The sequence below is a fragment of the Micromonospora sp. KC606 genome, assembly GCF_004348675.1.
In the GTDB taxonomy this organism is placed as follows: domain Bacteria; phylum Actinomycetota; class Actinomycetes; order Mycobacteriales; family Micromonosporaceae; genus Micromonospora.
In genome coordinates, this window is record NZ_SMKN01000069.1 from 1 (window position 1) to 25,343 (window position 25,343).

Here is a 25,343-nt window from a genome sequence, read left to right on the forward strand (position 1 = left end):
CCGCCCAGGGAGCCCACCCCCGATCCCGCCAGGCCGGCTGAGCCGGAGATCTTGGACAGTTACCGTTCGCCGGAGACGGAAACTGTCCAAGATCTCGCGGCCGGCACCGCCGCACCGGCGGAACTGACCGACGTCGACGCGGGCGTGACCGACGCCGCGCCGGCCGGCGTCGACCTCGACGGCGCCGCACCGGCCGGCGTCGGTCCGGATAGTGCCGGGTCGGCCGGCGTCGGTCCGGACCGTGCAGAGTCGGCCGGGGACCTGCCGGTGGAGGGTGCCGCGGCGGGCGTACCGGGGAAGCGGGTGCGGCGGCGGGCGACGGCCGCACCGGAGCCGACGCCGGTGCTGGACGACGCCGAGCTGCGCGGCGCGCTGGAGGCGATCCTGCTGGTGGTGGACGAGCCGGTCAGCGAGTCGACCCTGGCGCAGGTGCTGGAGCAGTCGCCGGAGCGGATCGGACCGATGCTGGACGATATCGCCGCCGGGTACACCGCCGCCGGGCACGGCTTCGAGCTGCGCCGGGCCGCCGGTGGCTGGCGCCTGTACACCCGGCCGGAATACGCGACCTACGTCGAGCGGTTCGTGCTGGACGGGCAGTCGGTGCGGCTGACCCAGGCCGCGCTGGAGACACTGGCGGTGATCGCCTACCGACAGCCGGTGACCCGCTCGCGGATCTCGGCCATCCGGGGTGTGAACTGTGACGGCGTGATCCGTACCCTGGTCTCCCGCGGGCTGGTCGAGGAGTGCGGCATCGAACCGGACAGCGGGGCGTTCCTCTACCGGACCACCACGATGTTCCTGGAGAAGCTGGGGCTGAACTCGGTCGACGACCTTCCCCCGCTCGCCCCGTTCCTCCCCGACGACGTAGAAGAGCTTGCCGATGCGACGCGATGACCGTGCCCCGAAAACCGACGCCCCCGTCTACACCGGCGCCGAGCGCCTGCAGAAGGTGCTGGCCGCCGCCGGGGTGGGCTCCCGGCGGGCCTGCGAGGACCTGATCTTCCGTCGTCGGGTCACCGTCAACGGGCGGGTGGCGCAGCTCGGCGACAAGGCCGACCCGACCCGCGACGTGATCCACGTCGACGGGGAGCGGTTGCAGGTCGACACCCGCCTGGTCTACCTGGCGATGAACAAGCCGCGCGGGGTGGTCTCCACGATGGCGGACGAGAAGGGGCGCGCCGCGCTGGCCGACTTCCTCGGCAACCGGGTGGAGCAGCGGGTGTACCACGTCGGGCGGCTCGACGCGGACAGCGAAGGGCTGCTGCTGCTCACCAACGACGGCACGCTCGCGCACCGGCTGATGCACCCGTCGTTCGGCGTGCAGAAGACCTACCTCTGCGAGGTGGCCGGCCCGATTCCGCGCAATCTGGGCAAGCGGCTGGCGGCCGGGGTGGAGCTGGAGGACGGGCCGGTGACGATCGACTCGTTCCGGGTGGTGGACACCCTGGGCAAGACCGCCCAGGTGGAGCTGAGCCTGCACGAAGGGCGCAAGCACATCGTCCGGCGCCTGTTGGCTGAGGTGGGGCACCCGGTGAGCCGGCTGGTGCGTACCGCGATCGGGCCTATCCGCCTCGGTGACCTGCGGGCCGGGCGGACCCGGCGGCTGACCAACGCGGAGGTCGCCGCCCTGTTCAAGACCGTGGGTGACTGACCCCCACGATCCGGGTACCGGTGCCGGTAGGCTTCGACGCGGCCGGCGGGCCGGCGGTGGCGTGGGTCGCCCCGGCGACGCCCGTTGCCGGCCCGCACGGCGGGCATGATGGACGATGGTGGACGACCGCTCAACGGCGCCGGAGGAACCGGTGGCCCGCGAGGTACGGGCTGAGGAGGACAACGGTGGAGGAAAACGTACGGACCGGGCGCTGTGTGGTCGCTGTGGACGGGCCGTCCGGTTCGGGTAAGTCCACCGTCTCGCGCCGGCTCGCCGCCGGTATCGGTGCGCGCTACCTCGACACCGGCGCGATGTACCGGGCGATCACCTGGGCGGTGCTGCGCTCCGGCGTCGACCTGGCCGACGCGGAGTCGGTAACCAAGGTCGCCGGTGAGGTCGACCTGCGGATCGGCACCGACCCCCAGGGGTACGGCGTGACCGTCGACGGGGTGAACGTCGACGCGGAGATCCGTGGTCCCGAGGTGACCGGGGCGGTCTCCGCGGTGGCCGCCGTGCCGACGGTGCGGGCGCTGCTCGTCGCCCGGCAGCGGGAAATGATCAACCACGCGGGCCGGATCGTGGTCGAGGGCCGCGACATCGGTGCGGTGGTGGCGCCCGACGCCGACCTGAAGGTCTACCTGACCGCCTCGGCGGCGGCGCGGGCGCAGCGGCGCAGCGCGGAGGACGCGGCCGATGTCGCGGCGACCGCCGCCGACCTCGCCCGTCGGGACCGGCTGGACTCGACCCGCAAGGTCAATCCGTTGCAGCAGGCGCCCGACGCCGTGGAGCTGGACACCACCGAGCTGGGCATCGACCAGGTCGTGGCCCGGCTGCGGGAGCTGCTCGCCGAGCGGGGAGTGGCATGACGGACGACGGGTGGGTGGAGCTGCGCGAGCCGGATCTCGACGTCGAGGAGCCGACGGGCCCGCAGCCCGTGGTGGCCGTCGTCGGCCGGCCGAACGTGGGCAAGTCGACCCTGGTCAACCGGATCATCGGCCGCCGCCAGGCGGTCGTCGAGGACGTTCCCGGGGTGACCCGGGACCGGGTGCCGTACGACGCGCAGTGGAACGGCCGGTCGTTCACCGTGGTGGACACCGGCGGGTGGGAGCCGGACGCCAGGGATCGGGCCGCGGCGATCGCCGGGCAGGCCGAGACGGCCGTCGCCACCGCCGACGTGGTGCTCTTCGTGGTCGACGCCATGGTCGGCGCCACGGACGTGGACGAGGCCGCGGTGCGGATGCTGCGCCGCAGCGCCAAGCCGGTCATCCTGGTGGCCAACAAGACGGACAACACGGCCATCGAGATGGAGGCGACCTCGCTCTGGTCGCTCGGCCTCGGTGAGCCGTACCCGGTTTCCGCGTTGCACGGGCGGGGCTCGGGCGAGCTGCTCGACGCCATCATGGACGCCCTGCCCGAAGCGCCGAAGATCGTCGAGAACCGTCCGCGGGGTCCGCGCCGGGTGGCCCTGGTGGGCCGGCCCAACGTCGGCAAGTCCAGCTTGCTCAACCGCTTCTCCGGCGAGGAACGCGCGGTGGTGGACGCGGTCGCCGGCACCACGGTCGACCCGGTGGACAGTTTGGTGGATATCGGCGGGGAGACCTGGCAGCTGGTGGACACCGCCGGTCTGCGCAAGCGGGTCGGCAAGGCGAGCGGCACCGAGTACTACGCCAGCCTGCGGACCGCCTCGGCGATCGAGGCGGCCGAGGTGGCGGTGGTGCTGCTCGACGCCAGCGAGGTCATCAGCGAGCAGGACCAGCGCATCCTGTCCATGGTGGTGGAAGCCGGCCGGGCGCTGGTGATCGCCTTCAACAAGTGGGATCTGGTCGACGGTGACCGCCGGTACTACCTGGACAAGGAGATCGAGCGGGAGCTGCGCCGCATCCCGTGGGCGATCCGGCTGAACCTGTCGGCGAAGACCGGCCGGGCGGTCGACAAGCTCGCCCCGGGGCTGCGCAAGGCGTTGCAGAGCTGGGAGACGCGGGTGCCGACCGCGCAGCTCAACCAGTGGCTGACCGCACTGGTCCAGGCCACCCCGCACCCGGTGCGCGGCGGTCGGGCACCCAAGATCCTCTTCGCCACCCAGGCGGGGGTGGCGCCGCCGCGGTTCGTGCTCTTCACCACCGCGCCGCTGGACGCCGGCTACCAGCGGTTCGTCGAGCGCAAGCTTCGTGAGGAGTTCGGCTTCGAGGGCAGCCCGGTGGAGATCTCGGTACGCCCGCGCAAGAAGCTCGGCCCCGGCGGCCGTGGCAAGGCGCACGGCTGACCCTGGTACGGCCCCGAACGCCGGGTGGAGCAGGCCGCTCCACCCGGCGTTCCTCGTCTTCCGGCCCTGTCCGGGGCCTCGCGGGCCTCGGAGGTGCCCCGGTCAGGCGAGGTCGAACCGGTCCAGGTTCATCACCTTGACCCACGCCGCGACGAATTCACCCACGAACTTCTCCCGGGCGTCGTCGCTCGCGTAGACCTCGGCGAGCGCCCGCAGCTCGGAGTTCGCGCCGAATACGAGGTCGACGCGGCTTCCGGTCCAGCGGACCTCGCCGGTGCCGCGGTCACGGCCCTCGAAGGTCTGCGCGTCCTCGGACGTCGCCTTCCACTCGGTGCCCAGGTCGAGCAGGTTCACGAAGAAATCGTTGGTCAGCGCCCCGGGGGTCTCGGTGAGGACGCCGAGCGACGACTGCTGGAAGGTCGCGCCGAGGACGCGCAGACCGCCGACGAGCACCGTCATCTCCGGTGCGCTCAGAGTCAGCAGATTGGCCCGGTCGACCAGGAGGAACTCCGCCGGCAGCCGGTTGCCCTTGCCGAGGTAGTTGCGGAACCCGTCGGCGGTCGGCTCGAGCGCGGCGAAGGACTCCACATCGGTCTGCTCCTGGGACGCGTCCGTACGGCCCGGGGTGAAGGGAACCTCAACGGTGTGGCCGGCGTTGCTGGCGGCCAGCTCGACCGCCGCGCACCCGCCGAGGACGATCAGGTCGGCCAGCGAGATCCTCTTCCCACCGGTCTGGGCGGCGTTGAACTCCTCCCGGATCCCCTCCAGGACGCGCAGCACCACGGCCAGCTCGGCGGGGTCGTTGACCTCCCAACCGTTCTGCGGCTCCAGACGGATGCGGGCCCCGTTGGCGCCGCCACGCTTGTCACTGCCCCGGAACGTCGACGCCGACGCCCACGCGGTGGTGACCAGCTGGGACACCGACAGCCCCGACGCGAGGATCCGGTCCTTGAGGGTGGCGACGTCCGTGGCGTCGACGAGCTCGTGCGTGACCGGGGGGACCGGATCCTGCCAGATCAGCGTCTCGCTGGGGACCAGCGGGCCGAGGTAGCGCGCGATCGGCCCCATGTCGCGGTGGGTCAGCTTGAACCACGCCCGGGCGAACGCGTCGGCGAACTCGTCGGGGCGCTCCAGGAAGCGCCGCGAGATCTGCGCGTAGACCGGGTCCTCGCGCAGCGCCAGGTCCGTCGTCAGCATCGTGGGCGCGTGGGTGCGCGCCGGGTCGTGGGCGTCGGGCACCGTCCCCGCCCCGGCGCCATTCTTCGGCTTCCACTGGATCGCGCCGGCGGGGCTGCGGGTCTGTTCCCACTCGTAGCCGAACAGGATCTCGAAGAAGCTGTTGTCCCACGTCACCGGGGTGTCTGTCCACGCGCCCTCGAGCCCGCTGGTGATCGTGTCCGCACCCTTGCCGGTACCGAAGCTGTTGCGCCAGCCCAGGCCCTGCTCCTCGATTCCGGCGCCCTCGGGCTCCGGGCCCACGTACGTGTTCGGGTCGGCCGCGCCGTGGGTCTTGCCGAAGGTGTGCCCGCCGGCGATCAGCGCGACCGTCTCCTCGTCGTTCATCGCCATGCGGCGGAACGTCTCGCGGATGTCCCGCGCCGCGGCGAGTGGCTCTCCGCTGCCGTGCGGACCCTCGGGGTTGACGTAGATGAGACCCATCTGCACCGCGGCCAGGGGTTCCTCGAGGTCCCGGTCGCCGGTGTACCGCTCGTCGCCGAGCCAGGTGGACTCGGGGCCCCAGTAGACGTCCTCGTCTGGCTCCCAGACGTCGGCCCGACCGCCGGCGAATCCGAAGGTCTTGAATCCCATCGACTCCAGGGCGACGTTGCCGGCGAAGATCATCAGGTCGGCCCAGGAGAGCTTCCGGCCGTACTTCTGCTTGATCGGCCACAGCAGCCGGCGGGCCTTGTCGAGGTTCGCGTTGTCCGGCCAGCTGTTCAGCGGGGCGAAGCGCTGCATGCCGGCCCCGGCGCCGCCGCGGCCGTCACTGATGCGGTACGTGCCCGCGCTGTGCCAGGCCATCCGGATGATGAACGGACCGTAGTGGCCGTAGTCGGCCGGCCACCAGTCCTGCGAGGTGGTCAGCACCTGCGCGATGTCGCGCTTCACCGCGTCGAGGTCGAGGGTCTGGAACTCCCGGGCGTAGTCGAACTCCCGCCCCATCGGGTCGGCCACAGCGGGGTTCTTGTGGAGGATCCTCAGGTTGAGCCGGTTCGGCCACCAGACCCGGTTTCCCCCTCCCTGGGTCGGGTGCGGGGCGCGCACGGCCGCGACCGGACAGCGACCCTCGCTCTCCGGCGAGTTCATGTCGCCGACGACTGCATCATGGTTCTCAGCCACGGAAATCCTTCCAGGGGTGTGTGAGGCTCAGGAACGGTGTTCGGTGGAGCAGTCGGGGCACAGGCCCCGGTAGACGACCTCGGCCTCGTCGACCGAGAAGCCGTGGTCGTCGGAAGCGGTCAGGCAGGGCGTATCGCCAACGGCGCAGTCGACATCGACGATCAGCCCGCACGACCGACACACCACGTGGTGGTGGTTGTCGCCGACCCGTGACTCGTAACGCGCCACCAGGCCGGCGGGCTGGATGCGCCGCACCAGGTCCGCGGCCGCCAGCGCGCGCAGCACGTCGTACACGGCCTGGTGGGAGACCTCGGGCAGCTCCGCGCGCACGGCACGGAGGATCGAGTCCGTGTCGGCGTGCGGGTACGCGTGCACCGCGCGCAGCACCGCCACCCGGGGACGGGTCACGCGCAGGGCGGCGTCGCGCAGTTGCTGAGTGAAGTCCAAGGCCGTGGCCACGGCCCGAAGTCTGGCCTGTTTTTTGGAACGAGTCAAGAAAAATCTCGGCAGTGGGGGCGGTGACCGGGACGGCGACCCCGATCCGGGGCGGAACGGGCATCGTCGCATTCCGGATGTCCGGACTCCACCGTCCGCCTCGGTCGATCGCCCGGAGGCGACTACCGCCCGCGGGCGAGCCGACCGGAGTCGGCCCGCGCCCGAGAGGACTCACATCGACGGCACGCCCGCGTCCCGATGGGCGAGCTGGTACGTCGCCTCCACCGCGTCCGCTTCCAGGATCACCGTCACCGGCCCGGGCGGCAGCGAGCAGGTTATCGTCCGAGCCGCGGCGTCCCGGGTGGGGCCGCAGTACCGGGTGCCCCTCGAGTCGAAGACCGACAGCCCTGCGAGCGCTCCGGCGGGCGACGTGTCGTAGGCCCCGGGCGTTGGCGTCGAATCACTCCTTCGCACTGTTTGCGGAATAGATAGAGACAAGATCGCCAGGGTTGGCCGACTGCGCGGGAACTGCCGAATCCGCCATATCCACTCCCACGTGACCCCCTGGCAGCCTTTCAAGGCCGGTCTTAGGCGATCCAGCAACCGATGCGGCGAGCCGCCGCCGCAGGGTCCGCGTGGAGTGGGCGGCGCGGCCGAGCCGCCCGCCGCCGTAGCGCACGCCACGGCAGAACACGCGCTGGGCGACCGCGAGCCAGCTGCACACGCCGCGCTCGATCAACCACAGGGGTGCCAGCACCGCGGTGGCCGGCGGGAAGACCGCCGGACCGCCGGCCTTGCGCCGGCCGGTCTCGGCCACTCCGATGACCGCCGCCGCAGCGGCGGCCAGCAGCCCCGGACGCCGGGCGGCGACCGCCGCCGCCACCCCGGGCAGCACGAGCAGCGCGGCCACCAGCCGCCCCGGCTGGGCGAGTTCGTCGTACGCCTGGCGAACGCGCTGGGAGGCGAAGTGTCTCGTGGTGGGAGGCAGGCGCCGGACGTACAGCCCGGCGGGGGCCGCCACGCTGCCGCCGAAGGCTCGCACGGTCCGGATCAGCTCGAGGTTCTCGAAGAGGACGTCGGGGTCGTAGCCACCGGCGGCGAGGAAGACGCCACGTCGCACCGCAAGGGTTCCGGGAAAGTCCGCGCCGATCGCCCGGTTGAGCAGGATCCGCCCGGTGTCCCAGTAGGCGTGCCAGGGAAGCGGGTCGAAGTAGTTCTGGGGTTGCACCAGGTCCGCCCGTCGCAGGAGACGCCGGACCTCGCGCAGTCCGTCCTCGTCGTAGCGGACGTCGTCGTCGGCGATCACCACGTCCTCGTGCGTGGCCGCCGGCACACCGGTCAGCACGCCGAGCACCTTGCCGTTCCGGCCGGACAGGCTCGGGTCGGGCGGCAGGTGCCGGACCAGCGGATGCCACCGTCGGTGGTGGCGGGCGAAGACCTCGGGCGGCGACCCGTCCACCACGATCACCTCCACCCGGGCGGCGAGCCAGCGCAGGTAGTCGGTCAACTGCTCCGGGTCGCTGTCGTCCACCCGCCGGATCGGCAGCACGTACGACATCGGCATCGGTCGCGGCCGGGCGGCGCCGGTCATGCCGAATCCGCCCGGCGGTAGACGCTCACGTGTTCCCGGCTGTCGTCGCCGAACGGCAGGCGCGTCCAACCGGCCCACCGGTGCTCGCGGCGCAGCCCGGCCAGCTCGGCCATCAGGTCCAGCTCCGCCGGCCAGGCGTACCGGTGGTTCGCCGGCAACAGGTGGACCCCGCCCGAGGTCAGCCGTACCTTGGTGGTGGTCATCCTCTGCTCGGCGGGGTGCAGGAGCGCCGCCTCCAGCAGGACCTCGTCCTCCGCGACCCGTACCGGGCGCAGCGCCGAGCCGTTGCGGAACGCCGCCGGGTCCGGCACCCAGGCCTCGACCACGAACCGACCGCCGGGACGCAGGTGGGCGGCCGCGTTGCGGAAGCAGGCCACCTGCGCGGCCTGGTCGGGCAGCGCGAAGACGGTGTTGAAGGCGAGGAGGACCAACGCGAAGTCGCCGGGTACGCGGGTGTGGGTGAAGTCCCCCACGGCCACGTCGATCCGGCCGCCACCCGCCTTGCTCCGCAGGCCCGCCACCATGTCGGGAGAACCCTCGATGCCGGCGACCGTCAGGCCGCGTTCGACCAGAGGAAGCGCCAGGCGACCGGTGCCGATGCCGAACTCGCAGACCGGCCCGCCGTCGGCCAGCTCGGCCAGGACCTCCACGGCGCTGTCCGGAGTCAGATACGCGTAGGTCTCGTCATACACGTCGGCCACGTACCGCCCGTAGGCGCTCGCGTCAAACAACAACTCTGCCTCCCGCACGACGATGGTCCTGCCTGTGCCCGTTCCGTCGCGCCTCAAACGGGCCGGCGCCGCTCGCGGCTCAGCAGGCCCGGCCGGTCATCAGGCTCGCCGTCTCCGAGCCGGTGGCGCGATGCGGCTCGTCGACGTGCAGGGTGATCGGCGCGCCGGGACCGCGGGGACGCAGGGAGCTGCGGCCGGCCTGCCAGCTGTCCAGAGTCCAGGCGGCGAAGAGACGGTCCAGCGCCAGGGCGGCGGAAGCCCCGAGGAGCACGTCGGCGGCGAGGTGCGGCTCGACCCGGACCAGCCCGCCGCACATGTCGTGCGCGGCGATCTGCTCGTGCACCGCGTCCGCCTCGACGTGCTCGTCGTAGAAGCGGGTGGCCGCTTCGTCGAGACCGAGGCGCCGGAGGCCCCGCCCGTAGCGACGGTTCGGCAGCGACGAGGTCATCTCGTAGGCGGCGAGGTGCCCGAGCAGCGCCCCGCGCAACCGGCGGTGCAGCCCGAACAGCGACATCAGGTTGTTGCCCGCCAGGGTCACCGCGGGCACCGCGTCCAGATAGGCCCCGTATCCGGTGTCCAGACCGAGCCGCTCCAGGGTGACGCGGAACAGTTCGGCGTGCATGCGGTCGAGCCGGCCACCGCCGTACTCGTCGACCTGGATCTCGACCAGGGCGGCCTTCGCCGGGCCGCCCAGCCGCGGCAGGGCCCAGCTGTGCGGGTCCGCCTCTCGAAGGTGGTAGATCGAGCGGTGCATGACGAACTCACGGAACTGCTCGTGGGTCGCCCGCCGTTGCAGGTACGCGGAGAGCGCCGGGCCGTCGTCGGCCGCCACCACGGCGGCGAGAGCAGAGGCCATCCGCCTGTCGAGGAGCGGGGGCTGCGGGCCGGCGAGCGCGCGCACGGCCGCCTCGAAGTCCGCTTCGGCGCGGCTGCGCAGCGCGATCAGCGACGGCTGCCACTCCCACCGGTCGTCCACGCCGCGCCAACCGCGGTAGTGCAGCTCGTAGCAGAGGAACAGGGTGAGCTGAAGGTCCTCGTCATCGATCGGGTCCACCCCGTCGAACTGGGAGGCCAGGTCTGCGGGTAGGTCGTGCGGGGCGGACATGAGCGCGTCGTGCAGCGCCGCGGAGACCGGCCCGCGTGGCTGCGGCAGCGGCGCCGGACCATACCGACGCTCACCAGACTCAACCACCCTGGCCTCCCCGCACAGTCGTCCCGCTGCCTGTCCCCGCTCCCGACTGCCACAGACCCGGTGTCCGGCGTCGATCGGCGCGGGCGCGCCCCGGTCGTCTCGGTGGGTTCATCGCGGCTTCGGTGTGTCATGATCGGCGCCGGCACGGAAGTTGATCACCTTGTGGGTGCCGTCGCAGAAGGGCGTGATGGCTGACTTCCCGCACCGGCACAGGGCGATCGTCGCCCGGCCCGGTGCGATGGGCGTGCCGTCCGGTGTGCGTAACTCGAAGTCGCCGCGGACGATCAGCGGTCCGTCCTCGTACGGCGTGATTGTCGACGTCATGCCGCCTGTGGTCCCCCGGCTGCGGCGATTCAAACTGCCGCCTGGCCCGCGCGACACCGCGCCGGGTTCAGTCACCTCGGCCTCGGCTGCCCAACCTGGCGGCCCGTCGTGATCAGCGATTCGGCCTAGCCTCCGAGCGCCTCCGCGCAGGTCTGTTCCCAGCAGAGGTGTCACCGAAGTGTCACCTATCCACTCGGGGTTGGGCAGCTCGACGGCCATCGGGGGACACCGGTGACAGGGGTGACAGTCTTGGCTAGGGCTACGAGCATCTGCGCCGGCACGACCTACGGCACATCTGATCCCGCGTCGCTCACCGGCGAAGGGCATCGAGCGCCGCTGCGGGTGATCCCGAGGTTCGTCGAACGTCTGCATGCCGCTGGCATCGCCGGCATCGTCTTGCCGACGTGTCCTGGCTGCCACCGCATGGTCCGGATCGACAAGCCGCTCGACGCCGCACCACCCGACAACAAGCCCTGCGCATCCGCCTGCACCGCCGCGCAGCCGAGGCTCTCCTCAACTGGCTCGACGCCCACGACCTCACCCTGGACACCTTCGGACAGCCCGAACTCGAACACTGGCAGGGCGATCCCGCCGGCGGCTACCGCTACGTGACCGCCACCTTCATCCGATGGGCCACGCCAACAAGCTCACCACCGCCCACCCTCAAACCCGGCGCTGGCGTACGCCCAAGGCCCATCGCCATCGGCCTGCTGACCACCGACCAAGTCACCGTCGCCGATGATCAAGTCAGCATCAGCTTTCATCGATGGTGAGGTCACCCCACCCAGGGCTGACATAAACCCTTCGATCTCATCAGCTTAGTCACCTAAGCTCCCGATCATGATCATGATCCCTGATGAACGGTCCACCGCTCAAGCTGCGTTGGTCGAGGCTGCTCGTTCGCTTCTCCGTACGCACGGCGACGGGAACATCCACACAGTCGCCGCTGCCGTCCTCGACGAGCACGGTCGCGCCCACGTCGGTCTGAACCTTTACCACTTCACCGGCGGCCCCTGCGCCGAACTCGTGGCTCTGGCCGCGGCCCGTGCCGCCGGCGCCAGAGCGCCACGTCTTATCGTCGCCGTCGGCGACGCCGGCAGGGGTGTCCTAGCTCCCTGTGGCCGCGACCGGCAGGTGCTTGCCGACCACTTTCCAGACATTCACGTCATCGTCCCTTCCGGGGAGGGCACGCAGGTCGTGCACATCGGTGACCTGCTGCCGCACACCTATTGGTGGCAGGCGCAGCAGTTGCAGCGCTTGCGGTTCCGTGCCAGCCACCTTCCCGCCGTCCGCGACGGAAGCAAGCGGGTGACGATGCGGCTCAGAGATCCTGTCCAAGTCGGGCCCGCGCTGCTGGTGTTCGAGTTCGACGATGAGGTGTCTATGCCGGGGCGGATCACGTCCACCGTGGCTAGATCTGTCGACAGCATCACCGACGACGAGGCCCAAGAGGACGGCTTCACCAGCGCCGCCGACGTCCTGCATGGGTTGCGTGATTACTACCCAGAGCTGCGGGCAAGTGACGAGATCGTAATCGTCCGCTTCGAGGTGACTGACAGTTGAACGCAGCACCCAAACACATCCGCTCATGCCGCGATCGGCTTGTCGGCCGCCTGCATACCGGCAACTGAAAGTAGCCGACGGTCAAGGGGGCGGGACCCCGACGGAGGTCGTGGACACGGAGCTCCGTCCGCCGACCGCGGCTCGGATCCTGCATGTCGACGCAACCCGGCCTCGCGTCAGAGCCGCACGCTGCATGACTTGGTGCGCATGGTTCGCGCCGACCTGATGGTGGAGATCGGATCCGATCGCGTGCGTGGTGGATCTCGGCCCTGAGTGGAATGCGTCTTGATTACCCAATTTCCTGGCGGAGTGTACGGATTCGTGGGTGACGAATGGGTGTGAATACCGCGGGGTGATCCGAGGGGCCATTCCCAGCCTGCTGCTGCGGCCGGCGGCGGGCATCCTAATCCTATAGCCGAAGATCGAGTCCATTCCGGCGTCGCTGTGTCGGCTAGCCGGCCGGCTCGCGCTGGGCGGTGCCGGGCCGCGCCGAAGCCGGGCTGGCGCTCGGCCGCTGTTGGCGGCGTCCGTTGGGGGATCGGTGTGCGTGATGCACCGGGTGTCACTGCTCAGCTGCTGTGACCGCCATGAGCGACACGGCTCGCCAGCGGCGGCAGCGGGACGCCGGACGAGAGGCGGAACGAATCCGCAGTCTGCTCCGCCAGCACGGCGGCCGTGAGTCCGACCCCAGCCGTGAAGAGGAACACTACGAAGGCGGGTTCCAGGTTGAAGTCGGGGAAAGTGGCGGCCCTCATCACGTGGGAGGTTTCCACGTTGACCCGTTCCGCGTGTGGCCGCAGAAGATGCGTCAGCACGCTGAAACGCTGGCTGCACACGGGTATCAGGTAGAGGTCCGTGTGTACTTCGACGGCGAGATTCTGGAGGTCACACCCCCGGCCCCGCGGTCGCGTGGGGCGTGGTTACGGAGGCTCTTCCGGGGATGAGCGCGGGCCGGATCACCCATGTCACCCGCCGCCTGGTCGAGGGGTTCGCGGCTATGCCCACGACACACTGGAGCGGCGACCTCAACGAGCCAGACTTCCTGGCCTGGCTCTACCCGCTCGAGAAGTTGCCGAGCACCGACCGGCGCTACGACACCGCCGGCCGCGACAACTTCCAGCACCGTGTGCTCAACCCGTGCGACTGGCCCGACGACTGGATCTTCACGGCCGAGCGGTTCGGGCTGGCCGACAACGACGAAGCACTGCTGGCCTTCCTCGTCGAGATGCCGCACCCCGAGGTCCGCACCAACCTTGCCGAGGTCGAACAGCTTCGGGACTTCCTCAACAAGGTGCTCATCCACGACGGCTACGAGATCGTCCAGGCCGATGCCATCAGCGGCGCCCCGATCTTCGACTACCGCCTCATCGGCTCCGGCGTGCGCGGCTCCATGAAGAACCTCATCTTCGCCGCGCTCGGGCCCAAGCCGGAGATCGTGCTCGACGACGCCGTCAACAACGACCTGCACTTCGTCCGCAACGCCGAGAACTGCCTGGTGTACGACCGGCCGCTGGGCGCACACGGCCTGACCTGGGCAGAGCTGACCGACTGGTGGGCTGATCGACAAGGGATGACCGGCGAGCCGGACCGGGACATCTCACGCAGCCCCTATCGCAGGCTGTACCAGTCGCTCGGCGACAACGACGCCGAGCGGCGCATCCTGCGCACCTACGCCGAGCGCTACGTCCGGCGCAGATCGCGACCTTCGTCTGAAGGGGTACGAGGTGTACCGCTTCGGCGGCGCCGAACTCGTCGACGACGATGCCGCACAGCACCTGCTCAGCGCGTTCTTCGACCGCCTGCACCAGCGGTACCACTCATGACGGACGGAGGCACTGAAGATCGAATGCCGTTCAACGGAGCGGTTCGGTGACCACAGGCGACAGGTTTCCGGACTCGAAGCGCAGAGTTCCGTGTCGGTGTCTTCGCCTACAGTGACACCCGTGCCCGAGGGTCGCCACGGTGTGATAGCCAGACGAGCAAGGAGCTCGCTACGGTGTCGCAGATGCTGGTCCAAGCCGGGAACCAGCACGCGGCGCGGCTGCTGTCACTAGCCGAGCAGGTAGAGATCGGGGAATCGCTGCCGTGGGAGCCCGCGCCCGTTCCCGTCGTGCTGCGCGTACATCCCGCGTTCGTCGGGCTGTTTCGGCCGGCGGATCTGCAGGCGATCGCAGCCCAGTTTGATCGTGTCCGAAAGTGGGGGGACAGCGGCAATCACCAGGTGAGCGTCGCGCCCGTGCTCGCCGACCCCTTCGCCCGCAACGACTTGGGCAGCGGCACAGATGCAATGCAGCTGCGCGACGAGATCGCCGAGGCGCTGTGGCCAATCAGTGCCACCAAGCTCCCAGACGTCTGCCGGGCGTTCGGGCTCGAAGGTGGCGACGTCGACGAGGCGATGGGCAGCAAGCGCGCGTACGTGCGCGATCGGATCAGCGACTACACCCTGGATCAGCCGTGTGCCGTTGGCCGTCGCACTCGATGGCGAGCCGCCAACTGCCGAAGAGCGGTCGACGTGAACCTCGCCGACGCCCCGACTCGATTCTCTACCTGAGTCAGGCTGGCTCGGAGGTCAGGAAAGCAGCCGTAGGGGACGCACGTCAATGGCGTCCATGCCGGCATCCGCCGCCGCGGCCAGTCCCTCGTCGCTGTCCTCATAAACCAGACACCGCCCGGCAGCGACGCCCAGACGCTCGGCAGCCAGGAGGAAGAGATCCGGGGCCGGTTTGCCTCGTTCGACGTCCTCGCGGGTTACCACGACATCGAAGAAATCGAACAAACGGAGAGCCACAGCCGTCGCGGTCACGGTCTGCCGCGCGCCGCCGGTGGCCAGAGCGATCTTCTGATGGCTGCGGTGGCGCCGCAGGACCGACGTCACCGCCTCGATCTCACCAACCTCATGAGCGCGCTGCAGGTAAGCGGTATCACGCCGGCCGGCCACTACCTCGGTGTCGACCATCACATCCTGTGCCGCTGCGAGCAGAGCAACCATCTCCCTGGTTGACATCCCAGTGCGCGCATCGAACCAAGGCTGCTCCAGTACCACGCCGGTCGGCTCGAGCGCCGCTCGTAGAACCTGGAAATTCACCGACTGGCTGTCGGCCAGCGTACCGTCCCAATCGAACAGCAGCGCCTCGTGCCGAGACGCTGGCTCAAGATCGGCTGCACTCGTGGCTTTGATCATCACATTCACATGATCGCAGTCGGTCTCCTCCGTCTCGGCACCACCTGACGACCCGACGGTGCACCGGAGCCAGCAGGCGGAATCCGCAATGTCGAATAACCGCTCATGCCGCGAGCCGATCGTCACCGTCGGTGACGGTAGTGCTGGTCATCAACTTCCGGACGTGCCGATGACCGTGCATCCGGTCTTGGTGTGCCGCTGCCTAATTCATTGCCGTTCGATGCAGAACTCATTGCCCTCGGGGTCACGCAGGGTTACCCAGCCGCGATCCTCGGGACCGCGGTGGTCCTCGTGGATCGTGGCGCCGAGGCTGACGGCCCGCTCGACCTCCTCGTCGCGGGACCGCCCGTCGGGCTTCCAGTCGAGGTGGACCCGGTTCTTGGCCGAGCGCGGCTCGGGGACCCGGACAAACAGCAGACCCGGCACCGCGTCCGGCGCTTCGACGAGCACCTCGTCGTCGCCGGGCTGATCGATGCCGGAAATCGGCCAGCCGGTCAACCGGCTCCAGAATGTGGCCACCTCGTAAGGGTCCGCGCAGTCGATTGTTACGTGACGCAGTCTCATTCGCAGCACCGTAGGTCGTAATCAAGCCGGCATCAAACGCAATTGGCGCCCGCCACCAGCCGCCGCGCGCCCCGGTTCGGCACAAGTGGGCCGCCAGGGCACACATTTGCCGTCGACCGGTCGCAGAGGGCGGTGGCGCCCGTCACCGCCCGTAGTCCACCTTCGACAGCGCGGACGCCCGCTTCGCCGATGAGAATGCGCTGTCGGAATCCCCTTGGGATACCCGGCTCATAACGTAGCGGGGCGACTAGCCAGCAGCGCGAATGCGTTCGGAAGGCGGCCGCGGTGCTCGGCATCGCCGGTGGTGCCTGTCGGAATGCACGGTTCAAGGCTTGGATGTCGTGCCGTGGCCGTGAGGTAGTGGCCGGTGGCGTCGACGCATGACGAGCCAGGAAAGCCAGCCGACGCCGATGATGAAGCCGAAGCTGATGATGCGGTAGAGGACCACGGCAGCGATCGCCGTCGCAGTGGCGAGGCCGCCGGCGACCAGGCCGAGGATGAGCGCACTGTCGATGATGCCGAGCCCGCCGGGGACGATGGTGATGGTTCCGGCGGCCATGCCGGCGCAGAACGCGAGCAGCAGTTGGGTGGCGTTGATCGGGTCGTCGCTGACGGCCCGTACGCACATCCACAGGCAGGCGGCGTCGAGTCCCCAGTTGAGTACGGCGAAGACGGCGGCGGCGATGCCGCGTCCCGGTGTCAGGCGGGCGGCGCCGAGTTGGCTGACGAAGCTGCGGATGCACTCCAGGCCCTGTTCGGCGGGTCGGCTGCGGATTCGGTTGAGCCACGCCAGCACCGATCGGGCCGACGAATCCACCATGGCGGGGTGGCTGCTGATTCGCTGAGCCCCGACGACAATCAGCGCAATGATGACGGCTAGGCAGGCGAGGCTGTACCACTGCGGTGCGCCGTCGGAGGCCAGGGCACCGACCGCGGCGACAATGGCGAGGGCGGTGGTGGACAGGATCCCGGACAGGGCGATGCACCACGAGGCGACGGCGGGGGTGGCGCCGAAACGGCGCATCTGCTGGTAGTTGAAGCTGGTGGAGAACGCCGGCCCGCCGGGCAGGGTCTCGTTCAGCGAATGCGCGGCGTAGGCGAGGGCGACGTTGCGGTAGAGCGGCACCCGCAGGCCGGCCGAGCGCAGCAGGGTGTGTTGCATGCGTGCGTAGGCGCCCATGGCCGCGAGTTCGGCGACGACCGCGGCGGCGAGCCAGCCGGGATGCGGGGCCTTGAGCTGTCCCAGGGCCGCGGACAGCGACGGCCAGCCGAGGGCTAGTTCGGCGGCAAACAGGACGATCATCGCCGCTGCCGCGATCTGCCGTACCCAGCGGCGCCGCCCGGTGGCGCGGACGGCTCCGACGGCTTCGGTGGCGCTCAAGTTCACGGTAATGATCTCTGTTTCGGTGTGTCGGGCGGCGGCCCGACCGTCAATCGCTGGTCAGGCCCGTTGCGAAGACAGCGGACCGGTCACCGGTGAAGTAGCCGAGCGCTGCGCGGGGCGGAGCGCTGGCAACGGCGGGCGCCCGCCAACCTTCGACAGGCACGGCTCCGGATCGATTCACCCGAATCAATGCCCGTCGAAGGGTTACCGTCGCGAGTATCAGTTCACCGGTTCGGCCGGGTCAGACTGTCGCGTGCACCCTCGGCAGTGCGGCCGCATCATCGACGGTCGTGGTGACGCGGCGGCGGGTCCGCAGGGCACCGGCCAGGCACAGCACGACGCCGAGCGCGACCCAGCACAGCAGAACGATGACGGAGTGGGCGCCGCCGCCGCCGTCGAAGAAGGCGGTGGAGCGCAGCAGTTGCCCGCCCGCGCCGGGCGGCAGCAGCTGGCCGAATGCGCCGGACCAGCCCGGCAGCATTTCCGGGGCGGTGGCGGTGCCTGCTAGGGGGTTGCCGATGAGCATCATGGCGGCCGCGCCGAGGCCGAGTCCGGCGGTGCCGAGCAGGGATTCTAGGCCGAGGATGGTCAGGGAGGTGGCGGCGATGGTCAGGGCGATGGCGCCGGCGTTGGCGAGGTAGGCGCCGTCGAGGGAGCCGAGCCAGAACTGCAGGATCGCTGCCAAGGCTAGGCCGCCAGTTGCCGCGAAGGTGAGCGCGCCGATCACCCGGCGGCTGGTGGCGCGGATCAGGTTGGTGAGCAGCGCCGCCGCCAGCATGCCGGCTAGCACCAGGGGCAGGGCCGCGGCGGCCAGGCCGGCGCCGCGCGGGTCGTCGGCGGGCAGGGCGACGATGTCGCGGACGGCGATCGCCGGGCTGCTGCCCTGCGCCTGTGCCTGCCCGAGTGCGGTAGCGACCGACTGCAGGGTCTGGGCAATCGACGCGCTCGCGGCGGACGCGGTGATCACCTGCGGTGTGCCGGAGCTGACGTCGATCGCGCCGTACACCTCCCGATCGCGGATCAACCGCTCGGCCGCGGCTGTGTCGGCGGCCCGGGTGATCTCGAAGGCGTCCGGTAGGCGCTGCTGCAGGGCGGCGCTGACCTGGTCGGCCGCGGCGGCCGGGCCGGCCACGGCGATCGGCACGTTGTGCACCGACGACCGCACCGACGGCCACGCGAAAGCGATGAGCAGCACGGTGACGATCGCCGTCAGCAGCGCGACGGCCCCAGCCACCTTCGTCCAAGGCGACGGCGCCGGTGCGGCGGCGGAGTGCAGGGCTTGCGTGGCCATGTCGGCTCCTTAAAAAGAACGGTTGTTCGCTTTTAGTATGCGACCACTCCTCACAGGTTGTCAAGAACGGTCGTTCGCTTTTAATATCGGTCCATGCCCCGGGTCACTGAGCAGTACCGGGCCGGCCGCCGCGCCGAGATCGTCGCCGCGGCCGCCCGGCTCTTCGCCGCCAACGGCTTCCACGCCACTTCGATGGCCGACATCATCAGCGAGTGCGGGCTGTCCGCCGGGGCGGTTTACCGGTACTTCCGCAGCAAGGACGAGCTGATCGGAGCCGTGGCGGAGACGGCCCTGTCGACCGCGGACGAGGCGTTCGACAAGCTGCTCGCTGGCAATGCCGTGCCGTCACCCGAACAGGCCGTCACCGCGCTGATCAAGGCGATCGCCGACCGGATCACGCACGACCCGGTAACCGGCGTCGACCTGACCCGGATCGGGGTGCAGGTGTGGGCGGAAGCATTGCGCAGCCCCGAACTCTCCACCCGAGCCGACGATGTCTACCGGCGGTTACGAGGTCACTTCGCCGAGGTCGCCCGCCGCGGGCAGGCCGCCGGGAACCTGCCCGCCGACGCGGTGCCGGAGCAGATGGGCGCCACCATGCTGAGCCTGGTGCAGGGCTTCATCCTGCAACGCCTGCTGGTCACCGACACCGACACCGACGGCTACCTCGCCGGCATGACGGCGTTGCTGTCCACGATGCCGGTCGAGGTCGAGCTGGGATGAGCACCTGCGCCTGTGACGTCGGGATGTTGATGTGTCGACCACTGCCCCGAATCGTTCCACCCGGCCCGAGCAGCCCGTAGCTTCTATGCCGCGGGCGGTCGTCACAGCGCGTGAGCCTCCTTGCGCTGGCGACCCCGCTAACGGCCGACAAGAGGGTTCCCACGGCGAATCCGTGCCATCGAGCGTGTGGCCACCCGCCGGGCCGTGGCGGCAATCCACGTAATAGCGATGGGATCTTCAGGGTACTAGTCTTCGCGCCATGGCCTTGCGTCCGGACCAGTTCTATGACCACGCGGTGGCCGTCGCGGACAGCCTGACTCCACGCCCGCCGCATCCGAAAGCGCATCCGGAAGGCAGGAGCCGGCCGCTGAACCCGCTTGAGCTTCACCGACCCGCCTCGTGATCGCCCTGGTCCACCTACGCCTGGACATCCCGCACGCTTCCGTCGCAGGCGCGCACCAGGTCGACCGTGCCGCGGTCACCCGCGCCGTCACCGAATCAAGCCACCGCTGGCCCACGGCGACTGCGCCACGCCCGCCGGGGTGCGGCTGCACACCCTGACATCGAGAGGTAGCCGCGAGCGGGTTGCTGACCGGCTACCACCGGGGGCTGGACGCAAAAGGGCTGCCGGCGTACGCGGAGGTCACCACCGACCATCCCCGAGAGGGCGTGCTCGCCCGGCTCGGTTACGAGCCGCGGTCGCCGATTCTGCTGGAGCCGGGCGGCTCGATGCTATGGCGGATGTGGCGACCTGCGCCGCCAGCGAGCAGTCTGGTGTGCCGCCACGCCGGGTTCGCCTGTGTCGTTCCGCGACGCCGTTTCGCGGCCGGGTGATTCCGTCGCCGCGTTCTCCCTGACCGCCTGGTCGCCACACCGAAGCCGATCACCTGCGGGCGATGACCTCACGCCCGGCGGCCGAGCACCTCGAATCCGGGCTGTGCCGGTGACTCTGACGCCCGAATCCAGCAGTACGGACGTACGTGATGAATCGTGAGACGGAGCAGCAAGAAGGCCCTGAATCACCGAAGTGAATCAAGGCCTTGACCTGCCGAAACTCTGTCGGGACGGCCGGATTCGAACCGACGACCCCTTGACCCCCAGTCAAGTGCGCTACCAAGCTGCGCCACGTCCCGATGCTCCCGCGTGATGCTCTCCGCAGCAGCCGGTACAGCTTAGCGCAAGATCTTCGGTCCGCGCGCACAGCCCCCACCACGTCGCGGGCGCGGGCCGGTCACTCGTACGGGTCGCGGGGCGCCGGCACCTGCCGCCAGCTCTCCACCTCCAGGTACGGGATCTCGAAGTCGTTGATCGGGTCCCGCCCCATCCGGGTGGTGTAGCGGCCGGTCACCTCGATCCAGGTGTCGTCGGCCAGCCCGGCCGGGGTGTTGCCGCTCAGCCCGACCTTGGTGGGCTGGCCGTCGGCGGCGCAGCAGGACAGCCGCATCCGGATCAGGACGGGCTGCTTGTCGGCGCCGGCGACGGTGAAGCCGGTGACCCGGACCCGCCGGTCGCCGATCGACTGTCCCTTGTCGAACACGGCGCGGACCGCGTAGTCGTACACGCTGATGTCGGCCGGGTCGCCGTCGGGCAGAGGAGGGTACTCGGGGAGCCCGCCGGCGGCGAGCGAGGTGCCGGACTGGTTGGCCGCGTACGCGCCGAGGGCCGGTGGGGCGACCAGCAGCAGGCCGAGCGCCGGCAGGATCAGCAGCCAGGCCACCCGTGGCTCGTGGTGGGCGTGCCCGTGGTCGTCGTGGTCGTCATGCGTCTCGTCCGCCGCGGGTGTGGTCCTGCGCAGGGCGGGGCGCATCTCGTACCAGAGGGTCATCACGGCGGCGGCGATCAGCAGCAGGCTGGCGGCGATCAGGAAGGGGCGCAGCCCCTCCTTGACGTAGCGCAGGTAGAGGTCGGTGAGGCTGGCGCGTAGCACCGCCCCGCCGAGCAGCAGCAGCACGCATGCCTGGGCCTGACGGTTCACAGCAACACCATCCCGGTGACGGCGGCGACGACGACCGCGACGACGAACGTGGCCGGGGCGAACCGGGCGGCGAAGCCGCGCCCGAAGATCCCGGTCTGCATGGAGATCAGTTTGAGGTCGACCATCGGCCCGACGACCAGGAAGGTGAGCCGGGCGGTGAGCGAGAACTGTGACAGCGAGGCGGCGACGAAGGCGTCCGCCTCGCTGCAGATGGACAGCAGCACGGCGAGCACCGCCATGGCCAGCACCGCCAGCACCGGCTCGTCGGCGAGGGCGCGCAGCCAGCGTTCCGGCACCAGGACGTTGATGCTGGCGGCGGCCGCCGCCCCGATGACGAGGAATCCACCGGCGTGCACGACGTCGTGCCGGACGGCGGACCAGAACGCGGCGGCGCGGCGGGTGTCGTCCAGGTCGGGCCGGCGGGGCAGGCGGATCCATTCGGTGCGCCCCAGCCGCAGCCAGAGCCATCCCATCACCATGGCGACGATCAGGCTGGCCACGGCCCGGCCGAGGACCATCTCCGGGTTGGCGGGGAAGGCCACCGCCGTGGCGGTGAGCACGATCGGGTTGATCGCCGGGGCGGCGAGCAGGAACGCCAGCGCGGCGGCCGGGGTGACGCCGCGGCGGATCAGCGAACCGGCGATCGGCACCGACCCGCACTCGCAGCCGGGTAGCACCACCCCGGCGGCGCTGGCCACCGGCACGGCGAGGGCGGGGTGGCGGGGCAGCGCCCGGGCCCAGAAGGACCGCGGGACGAACACCGCGATCACCGCCGAGAGCAGCACCCCGAAGACCAGGAACGGCACCGCCTGCACCATGACCGAGACGAAGACGGTGGTCCAGGTCGCCAGCGAGGGCGCGGAGAGCAGCCCGGCGAGGGGTTCGCGCAGGGCGATGAGCAGGATCAGCAGCGCGGCGAGCACCTCCACCGAGCCGATCCGGTCGGTGAGCCGGCTACGGTGAGGCTCGGCGGGCGCCGGTGCCGGTGGTGGGGCCGCCGGGGCCTCGCCGGGGTCGGCGGTGCCGGTGCGCTCGGGTGCGACCACGTCTTCTCCGTTCTCACCACCACGGCCGGGCGGCCGGACCCGGGTGGTCACGGCACACCCGCCGGCGGGCCTGCTGCGCCGGCGCCGGGCGGGGCCACAGTGTATCGAGCGGCATCGCCGGCCACGAGAGGCCGGGACAGCGCGTCACGGCCGGGGTGACGGTGGGCCACGACGAGCGGGTACGCCGGTGCCGCCGCGGTCGGTGCGGCGAGGTCTCGGGCCGCCTGTCCGGCGTCGGGCCTGCTGTTGTCGCCGGACTGCCGGGCGGGCAGGTCGTCCTGCCCGCCCGTGCCAGGCTCAGGCCGGTGTGGGGGCGACCGACCTGTCGGCCGCAGGGACGGTCGGCCGGATCGCCGCCGGTCCCATCAGGAAGTCCGGGTCGATCTGGGTGGTCAGGTCCTCTCCGGCCCGCTCGTTGGCCCAGGCCGCGGCGTTGCGCCGGTGAAACTCGTGAGCGTGCCGGGTGAACGCCGCCCAGTCCTGCACGGTGGCGTCGACCTCGTCGACCAGCCGGTCCAGCACCGCGCGGTTGGCCGGTTCCAGTTCGGCCAGCGGGCCGACCGTGCCGCGCTCGGCCCGCCGCACGTAGGACGAGCGGCTGAGGCAGGCGAGCAGATCCGCCCCGACGTGTTCGCGGAGGAAGGCCAGGTCGGAATCGTCCTCGACCTTGTTCCCGATCACCGAGAGGGTGACGTCGTAGTCGCGGGCGTAGGCGGCGTACTGGCGGTAGACGCCGACGCTGCGCAGGGTCGGCTCGCAGACCAGGAAGGTGCGGTCGAAACGGGTGAACAGGCCGGAGGCGAAGGAGTCCGCGCCGGCGGTCATGTCCACCACCACGTACTCGCCGGGGAGGTCGACGAGATGGTTGAGGATCAGCTCCACCGCCCCGACCTTGGAGTGGTAGCAGGCGACCCCGAGGTCCTGTTCGGTGAAGGCGCCGGTGACGGCGAGCCGGACCCCGCCGACCTCGCGCACGTGCGCGGCCCAGACGGGGTTCTCCTCGGCCACCCGCAACAGTCGGGAGCCGGCTCCGGGCGGGGTGGTCTTGACCATGGCCGCCGCCGACGCGATCCGCGGGTTCCCGCCGCGCAGGTACTCCTTGATCCGGGGCAGCCCTTCGCCGAGTGGTGGCAGCCCGGTTGCCTGTTCCGCCGGCGCGCCGAGGGCGACGGCGAGGTGCTGGTTGATGTCGGCGTCGACGGCCAGCAGTGGGCGACCGGCCGCGACGAGGTGGCGGGCGACGAGTGCGGCCAGCGTCGTCTTGCCGCTGCCGCCCTTGCCGACGAATGCGATCTTCATCGTGCCTGCTCCCGCTCTCCAGTAATGGGAACCGTTTCCATGATGGTGACTCTAGTGGGCCGTCCTCTCGGGTGCGGCGGAAGCCCCCATCGTGTCGTTTGTCGGAATCGCGTCGCGGCTGCCGGTCGCGCCGGTCGGGGCTTGCAGCACCTCGGCGGCGAACCGGTGGATGGTCCGTAGGGTTCGGTCGCGCTCGCCGGTGGCCTCCACCATGAACAGCAGGTGCCGTACGCCGGGCAGGGCCGCGGCGCGGGCCACGGCTGCCCGGCATCGGGCGGGCGAGCCCACCGGGTGGATGTCGATCAGGTGCTCGGTGTACCGCAGGGGATCACGGCCGGGCCCGGAGGAGCCGTCGATGCGCTGGTGTTCGGCGGCCCCGGCGAGCAGCCCGGGCAGCCCGGCCCGGACCGCCCCGGCGGCCTGCTCGTCGCTGTCCGCCACGTACGCCAGGTGCGCGCTGGCGTGCGGCACCCGGCCGGGGTCGTGGCCGTGCCCGGCGGCGACCCGCGCGTACCGGTCGAGCAGCTCCGCCTTCTCCGGCAGGTCGGCGTGCATCCCCAGCAGCAGCGGGAATCCGTGCCGGGCGGCCAGCTCCACCGTCGGCGGCGAGGTGGCGGCCACCCACACCGGCAGCGCCCGGGTGGGTCGGGGAACCACCCGCACCGGGCGGAACGGGAAGCGGGCGTTGCCGCCCACCGTCGCCGCGCCGGAGGTCCATCGGCCCAGCACGTCGAGCGCGTCGGCGAACCCGTCGGTGTAGCGCCCCAGCCCGGTGCCGAAGACCTCCAGGTCCACCCACGGGCCGCCCCGCCCGACCCCGAGGCGGAACCGGCCACCGGAGAGCGTGTCGAGCAGGACGGCCTCCTCGGCGAGGCCGACCGGGTGCCGGTCGGACAGCACGCACGCCGCCGTGCCGACGGTGATCCGAGCGGTGGCGCCGAGCAGGTACCCGGCGAAGGCGGTCGCCGAGGGACAGACCCCGTAGGACACGAAGTGGTGCTCGGCCAGCCAGACGCCGGCCCAGCCGGCGGCCTCGGCCGCCAGTGCGTACGCGTGGGCGTCGGCGAGTGCCTCGGCGTGGCTGGCGCCGGGATGCTGCCCGGCGAGCAGGAACAGGTGGGCGTCGACCCCTCGCCCTGCCCGCCGGGGCGCCGGGAGGTCAGCAGTCACGCAGCTCGGGGGACTGGTTGAGCAGCTGGCCACGGGTCGAGATGAACCTCTGGTACGTCTCCGAGCCGACTGCCGACAGCCGGAACGCGGCGATCCGGTGGCAGTTCTGGAAGGCGAGCTTCACCGTGAAGTGCCGCTCCAGGGCGCCCCGGATGGCGTCGCTGGCCAGCGCCCGCAGCAGCTGCCCCCGCTCTGCCTCGCTCGGCGGCGGGACGACGTTGTCGGCGAAGTCCGCCTCGGACGACCGCAGGTCGTCAACAACCCCGCTGACCAGCTGCCATGCGTACGGCAGGGAGTCGCGGACGCAGGCGACGAACTCGGCGTCCTCCACCGGGCCGGCCTCGGCCGCGTCCAACAGGGCGGGTGGGACGGTGAGCGACATGGACTTCTCCTTCGGGTCGAAACGACAACCATTGCCAATCAAACGTGCGGAGTGAGCACACCATGTGACAGAGGGTGTCGTCAACGACCAGGTTGCCGGGAAACGCCGTACGGATCCGGCGGCGGCTACTGACCCGGAACCGCGCGGGTGCCGGGGTGATCGACTCCCGGCGCGGCGAACGGCGCTGTCGCCCTCCGTCCGACACCGCTGTTCGCCGCGATGGGGGGTGGATCAAGGG

At 70.7% G+C, this 25,343-nt stretch carries 26 protein-coding genes and 1 tRNA gene; 9 read left to right on the plus strand and 18 right to left on the minus strand.

Translation table 11 applies throughout. The features are described from left to right. The first annotated feature begins 144 nt into the window (after positions 1-144). The 4 genes from scpB (at position 145) to der (ending at position 3,914) form a co-directional block, all read left to right on the plus strand. Positions 145-894 (plus strand): SMC-Scp complex subunit ScpB, encoded by a 750-nt coding sequence (scpB, locus tag E1193_RS15575; protein WP_243707677.1) that lies wholly within the window; start codon positions 145-147, stop codon positions 892-894. Then, on the plus strand, positions 881-1,651 hold the full coding sequence (locus tag E1193_RS15580) for a pseudouridine synthase (protein WP_132183920.1): 771 nt from the start codon (positions 881-883) through the stop codon (positions 1,649-1,651). Before scpB ends, E1193_RS15580 begins: the two co-directional genes overlap by 14 nt. 185 nt (positions 1,652-1,836) lie before the next feature. Continuing rightward, entirely contained in the window at positions 1,837-2,517 is a 681-nt protein-coding gene (gene cmk, locus E1193_RS15585) for a (d)CMP kinase (protein ID WP_132183921.1), read from the plus strand. After that, on the plus strand, positions 2,514-3,914 hold the full coding sequence (der, locus tag E1193_RS15590) for a ribosome biogenesis GTPase Der (RefSeq protein WP_132183922.1): 1,401 nt from the start codon (positions 2,514-2,516) through the stop codon (positions 3,912-3,914). The genes cmk and der overlap by 4 nt, the downstream gene beginning before the upstream one ends. A gap of 102 nt (positions 3,915-4,016) precedes the next feature. Here the strand turns inward: der and katG are convergent, their stop codons facing one another. The 7 genes from katG to E1193_RS15625 all read right to left on the minus strand — a co-directional run bounded on the left by katG (position 4,017) and on the right by E1193_RS15625 (position 10,602). Then, the gene (gene katG / locus E1193_RS15595; protein ID WP_207922719.1) at positions 4,017-6,221 is read right to left on the minus strand and encodes a catalase/peroxidase HPI; all 2,205 of its coding nucleotides are present in this window, start codon (positions 6,219-6,221) and stop codon (positions 4,017-4,019) included. Between the two features lie 60 nt (positions 6,222-6,281). After that, the gene (locus tag E1193_RS15600; protein ID WP_132183924.1) at positions 6,282-6,713 is read right to left on the minus strand and encodes a Fur family transcriptional regulator; all 432 of its coding nucleotides are present in this window, start codon (positions 6,711-6,713) and stop codon (positions 6,282-6,284) included. Between the two features lie 207 nt (positions 6,714-6,920). Next, positions 6,921-7,163, minus strand: a complete 243-nt coding sequence (locus E1193_RS15605) for a hypothetical protein (protein WP_132183925.1) — start codon at positions 7,161-7,163, stop codon at positions 6,921-6,923. Next, on the minus strand, positions 7,150-8,280 hold the full coding sequence (locus E1193_RS15610; RefSeq protein ID WP_243707665.1) for a glycosyltransferase: 1,131 nt from the start codon (positions 8,278-8,280) through the stop codon (positions 7,150-7,152). Before E1193_RS15610 ends, E1193_RS15605 begins: the two co-directional genes overlap by 14 nt. After that, complete coding sequence (locus E1193_RS15615; protein ID WP_243707666.1) at positions 8,277-9,014, minus strand: class I SAM-dependent methyltransferase; 738 nt, start codon at positions 9,012-9,014, stop codon at positions 8,277-8,279. Before E1193_RS15615 ends, E1193_RS15610 begins: the two co-directional genes overlap by 4 nt. A gap of 76 nt (positions 9,015-9,090) precedes the next feature. Beyond that, entirely contained in the window at positions 9,091-10,203 is a 1,113-nt protein-coding gene (locus E1193_RS15620) for an iron-containing redox enzyme family protein (RefSeq protein ID WP_243707668.1), read from the minus strand. 108 nt (positions 10,204-10,311) lie between these two features. After that, a complete protein-coding gene (locus E1193_RS15625; protein ID WP_279433349.1) occupies positions 10,312-10,602 on the minus strand; it encodes a CDGSH iron-sulfur domain-containing protein in 291 nt (96 codons plus the stop codon). A 329-nt stretch (positions 10,603-10,931) separates the two neighbouring features. Between E1193_RS15625 and E1193_RS15630 the strand changes: the two genes are divergently transcribed. Both E1193_RS15630 and E1193_RS15635 read left to right on the plus strand, forming a co-directional pair. Next, positions 10,932-11,300 (plus strand): hypothetical protein, encoded by a 369-nt coding sequence (locus E1193_RS15630; RefSeq protein ID WP_132183929.1) that lies wholly within the window; start codon positions 10,932-10,934, stop codon positions 11,298-11,300. Between the two features lie 67 nt (positions 11,301-11,367). Next, positions 11,368-12,090, plus strand: a complete 723-nt coding sequence (locus E1193_RS15635; RefSeq protein WP_243707671.1) for an ASCH domain-containing protein — start codon at positions 11,368-11,370, stop codon at positions 12,088-12,090. Between the two features lie 569 nt (positions 12,091-12,659). Here the strand turns inward: E1193_RS15635 and E1193_RS15640 are convergent. Beyond that, a complete protein-coding gene (locus tag E1193_RS15640) occupies positions 12,660-12,905 on the minus strand; it encodes a hypothetical protein (RefSeq protein WP_132183930.1) in 246 nt (81 codons plus the stop codon). Positions 12,906-13,030: 125 nt separating this feature from the next. Between E1193_RS15640 and E1193_RS15645 the strand changes: the two genes are divergently transcribed. Together E1193_RS15645 and E1193_RS15650 are read left to right on the plus strand one after the other, a co-directional pair. Further along, positions 13,031-13,963, plus strand: a complete 933-nt coding sequence (locus tag E1193_RS15645) for a hypothetical protein (RefSeq protein WP_132183931.1) — start codon at positions 13,031-13,033, stop codon at positions 13,961-13,963. Positions 13,964-14,086: 123 nt separating this feature from the next. After that, positions 14,087-14,641 carry a hypothetical protein gene (locus tag E1193_RS15650; RefSeq protein ID WP_132183932.1) on the plus strand — a complete coding sequence of 185 codons (555 nt, stop codon included), beginning with the start codon at positions 14,087-14,089 and terminating at the stop codon, positions 14,639-14,641. A gap of 18 nt (positions 14,642-14,659) precedes the next feature. Here E1193_RS15650 and E1193_RS15655 read toward each other — a convergent pair whose 3' ends face one another. The 4 genes from E1193_RS15655 to E1193_RS15670 form a co-directional block, all read right to left on the minus strand. After that, positions 14,660-15,397 (minus strand): HAD family phosphatase, encoded by a 738-nt coding sequence (locus tag E1193_RS15655; protein ID WP_207922718.1) that lies wholly within the window; start codon positions 15,395-15,397, stop codon positions 14,660-14,662. Between the two features lie 81 nt (positions 15,398-15,478). After that, positions 15,479-15,835 carry a VOC family protein gene (locus E1193_RS15660; RefSeq protein ID WP_132183933.1) on the minus strand — a complete coding sequence of 119 codons (357 nt, stop codon included), beginning with the start codon at positions 15,833-15,835 and terminating at the stop codon, positions 15,479-15,481. Positions 15,836-16,160: 325 nt separating this feature from the next. Then, complete coding sequence (locus tag E1193_RS15665; protein WP_243707675.1) at positions 16,161-17,216, minus strand: YbhN family protein; 1,056 nt, start codon at positions 17,214-17,216, stop codon at positions 16,161-16,163. A 244-nt stretch (positions 17,217-17,460) separates the two neighbouring features. Then, positions 17,461-18,510, minus strand: coding sequence for a hypothetical protein (locus E1193_RS15670; protein WP_132183934.1), 1,050 nt, complete (start codon positions 18,508-18,510; stop codon positions 17,461-17,463). 93 nt (positions 18,511-18,603) lie between these two features. Between E1193_RS15670 and E1193_RS15675 the strand changes: the two genes are divergently transcribed. Further along, positions 18,604-19,233 carry a TetR/AcrR family transcriptional regulator gene (locus tag E1193_RS15675; RefSeq protein ID WP_132183935.1) on the plus strand — a complete coding sequence of 210 codons (630 nt, stop codon included), beginning with the start codon at positions 18,604-18,606 and terminating at the stop codon, positions 19,231-19,233. 1,059 nt (positions 19,234-20,292) lie between these two features. On the opposite strand, the gene E1193_RS15680 is transcribed toward E1193_RS15675, so the two are convergent. The 6 genes from E1193_RS15680 to E1193_RS15705 form a co-directional block, all read right to left on the minus strand. Further along, positions 20,293-20,366, minus strand: a tRNA-Pro gene (locus E1193_RS15680). A gap of 98 nt (positions 20,367-20,464) precedes the next feature. Beyond that, positions 20,465-21,208 (minus strand): TIGR03943 family protein, encoded by a 744-nt coding sequence (locus E1193_RS15685; protein WP_132183936.1) that lies wholly within the window; start codon positions 21,206-21,208, stop codon positions 20,465-20,467. Then, positions 21,205-22,146 carry a permease gene (locus E1193_RS15690; protein ID WP_243707679.1) on the minus strand — a complete coding sequence of 314 codons (942 nt, stop codon included), beginning with the start codon at positions 22,144-22,146 and terminating at the stop codon, positions 21,205-21,207. The genes E1193_RS15685 and E1193_RS15690 overlap by 4 nt, the downstream gene beginning before the upstream one ends. 405 nt (positions 22,147-22,551) lie before the next feature. Next, a complete protein-coding gene (locus E1193_RS15695) occupies positions 22,552-23,553 on the minus strand; it encodes an ATP-binding protein (protein ID WP_132183938.1) in 1,002 nt (333 codons plus the stop codon). A gap of 51 nt (positions 23,554-23,604) precedes the next feature. Beyond that, on the minus strand, positions 23,605-24,723 hold the full coding sequence (locus tag E1193_RS15700) for an LLM class flavin-dependent oxidoreductase (RefSeq protein WP_132183939.1): 1,119 nt from the start codon (positions 24,721-24,723) through the stop codon (positions 23,605-23,607). Further along, the gene (locus E1193_RS15705; protein WP_132183940.1) at positions 24,713-25,105 is read right to left on the minus strand and encodes an SCO5389 family protein; all 393 of its coding nucleotides are present in this window, start codon (positions 25,103-25,105) and stop codon (positions 24,713-24,715) included. The genes E1193_RS15700 and E1193_RS15705 overlap by 11 nt, the downstream gene beginning before the upstream one ends. Positions 25,106-25,343: the final 238 nt, after the last annotated feature.

Coding starts and splice junctions, on each gene's coding strand:
- E1193_RS15580 (WP_132183920.1), top strand. CDS start 881: ATGCGACGCGATGACCGTGCCCCGAAAACCGACGCCCCCGTCTACACC.
- E1193_RS15705 (WP_132183940.1), bottom strand. CDS start 25,105: ATGTCGCTCACCGTCCCACCCGCCCTGTTGGACGCGGCCGAGGCCGGC.
- E1193_RS15695 (WP_132183938.1), bottom strand. CDS start 23,553: ATGAAGATCGCATTCGTCGGCAAGGGCGGCAGCGGCAAGACGACGCTG.
- E1193_RS15675 (WP_132183935.1), top strand. CDS start 18,604: ATGCCCCGGGTCACTGAGCAGTACCGGGCCGGCCGCCGCGCCGAGATC.
- E1193_RS15645 (WP_132183931.1), top strand. CDS start 13,031: ATGAGCGCGGGCCGGATCACCCATGTCACCCGCCGCCTGGTCGAGGGG.
- E1193_RS15660 (WP_132183933.1), bottom strand. CDS start 15,835: ATGAGACTGCGTCACGTAACAATCGACTGCGCGGACCCTTACGAGGTG.
- E1193_RS15635 (WP_243707671.1), top strand. CDS start 11,368: ATGATCATGATCCCTGATGAACGGTCCACCGCTCAAGCTGCGTTGGTC.
- E1193_RS15670 (WP_132183934.1), bottom strand. CDS start 18,510: ATGGCCACGCAAGCCCTGCACTCCGCCGCCGCACCGGCGCCGTCGCCT.
- E1193_RS15610 (WP_243707665.1), bottom strand. CDS start 8,280: ATGACCGGCGCCGCCCGGCCGCGACCGATGCCGATGTCGTACGTGCTG.
- der (WP_132183922.1), top strand. CDS start 2,514: ATGACGGACGACGGGTGGGTGGAGCTGCGCGAGCCGGATCTCGACGTC.
- katG (WP_207922719.1), bottom strand. CDS start 6,221: ATGAACTCGCCGGAGAGCGAGGGTCGCTGTCCGGTCGCGGCCGTGCGC.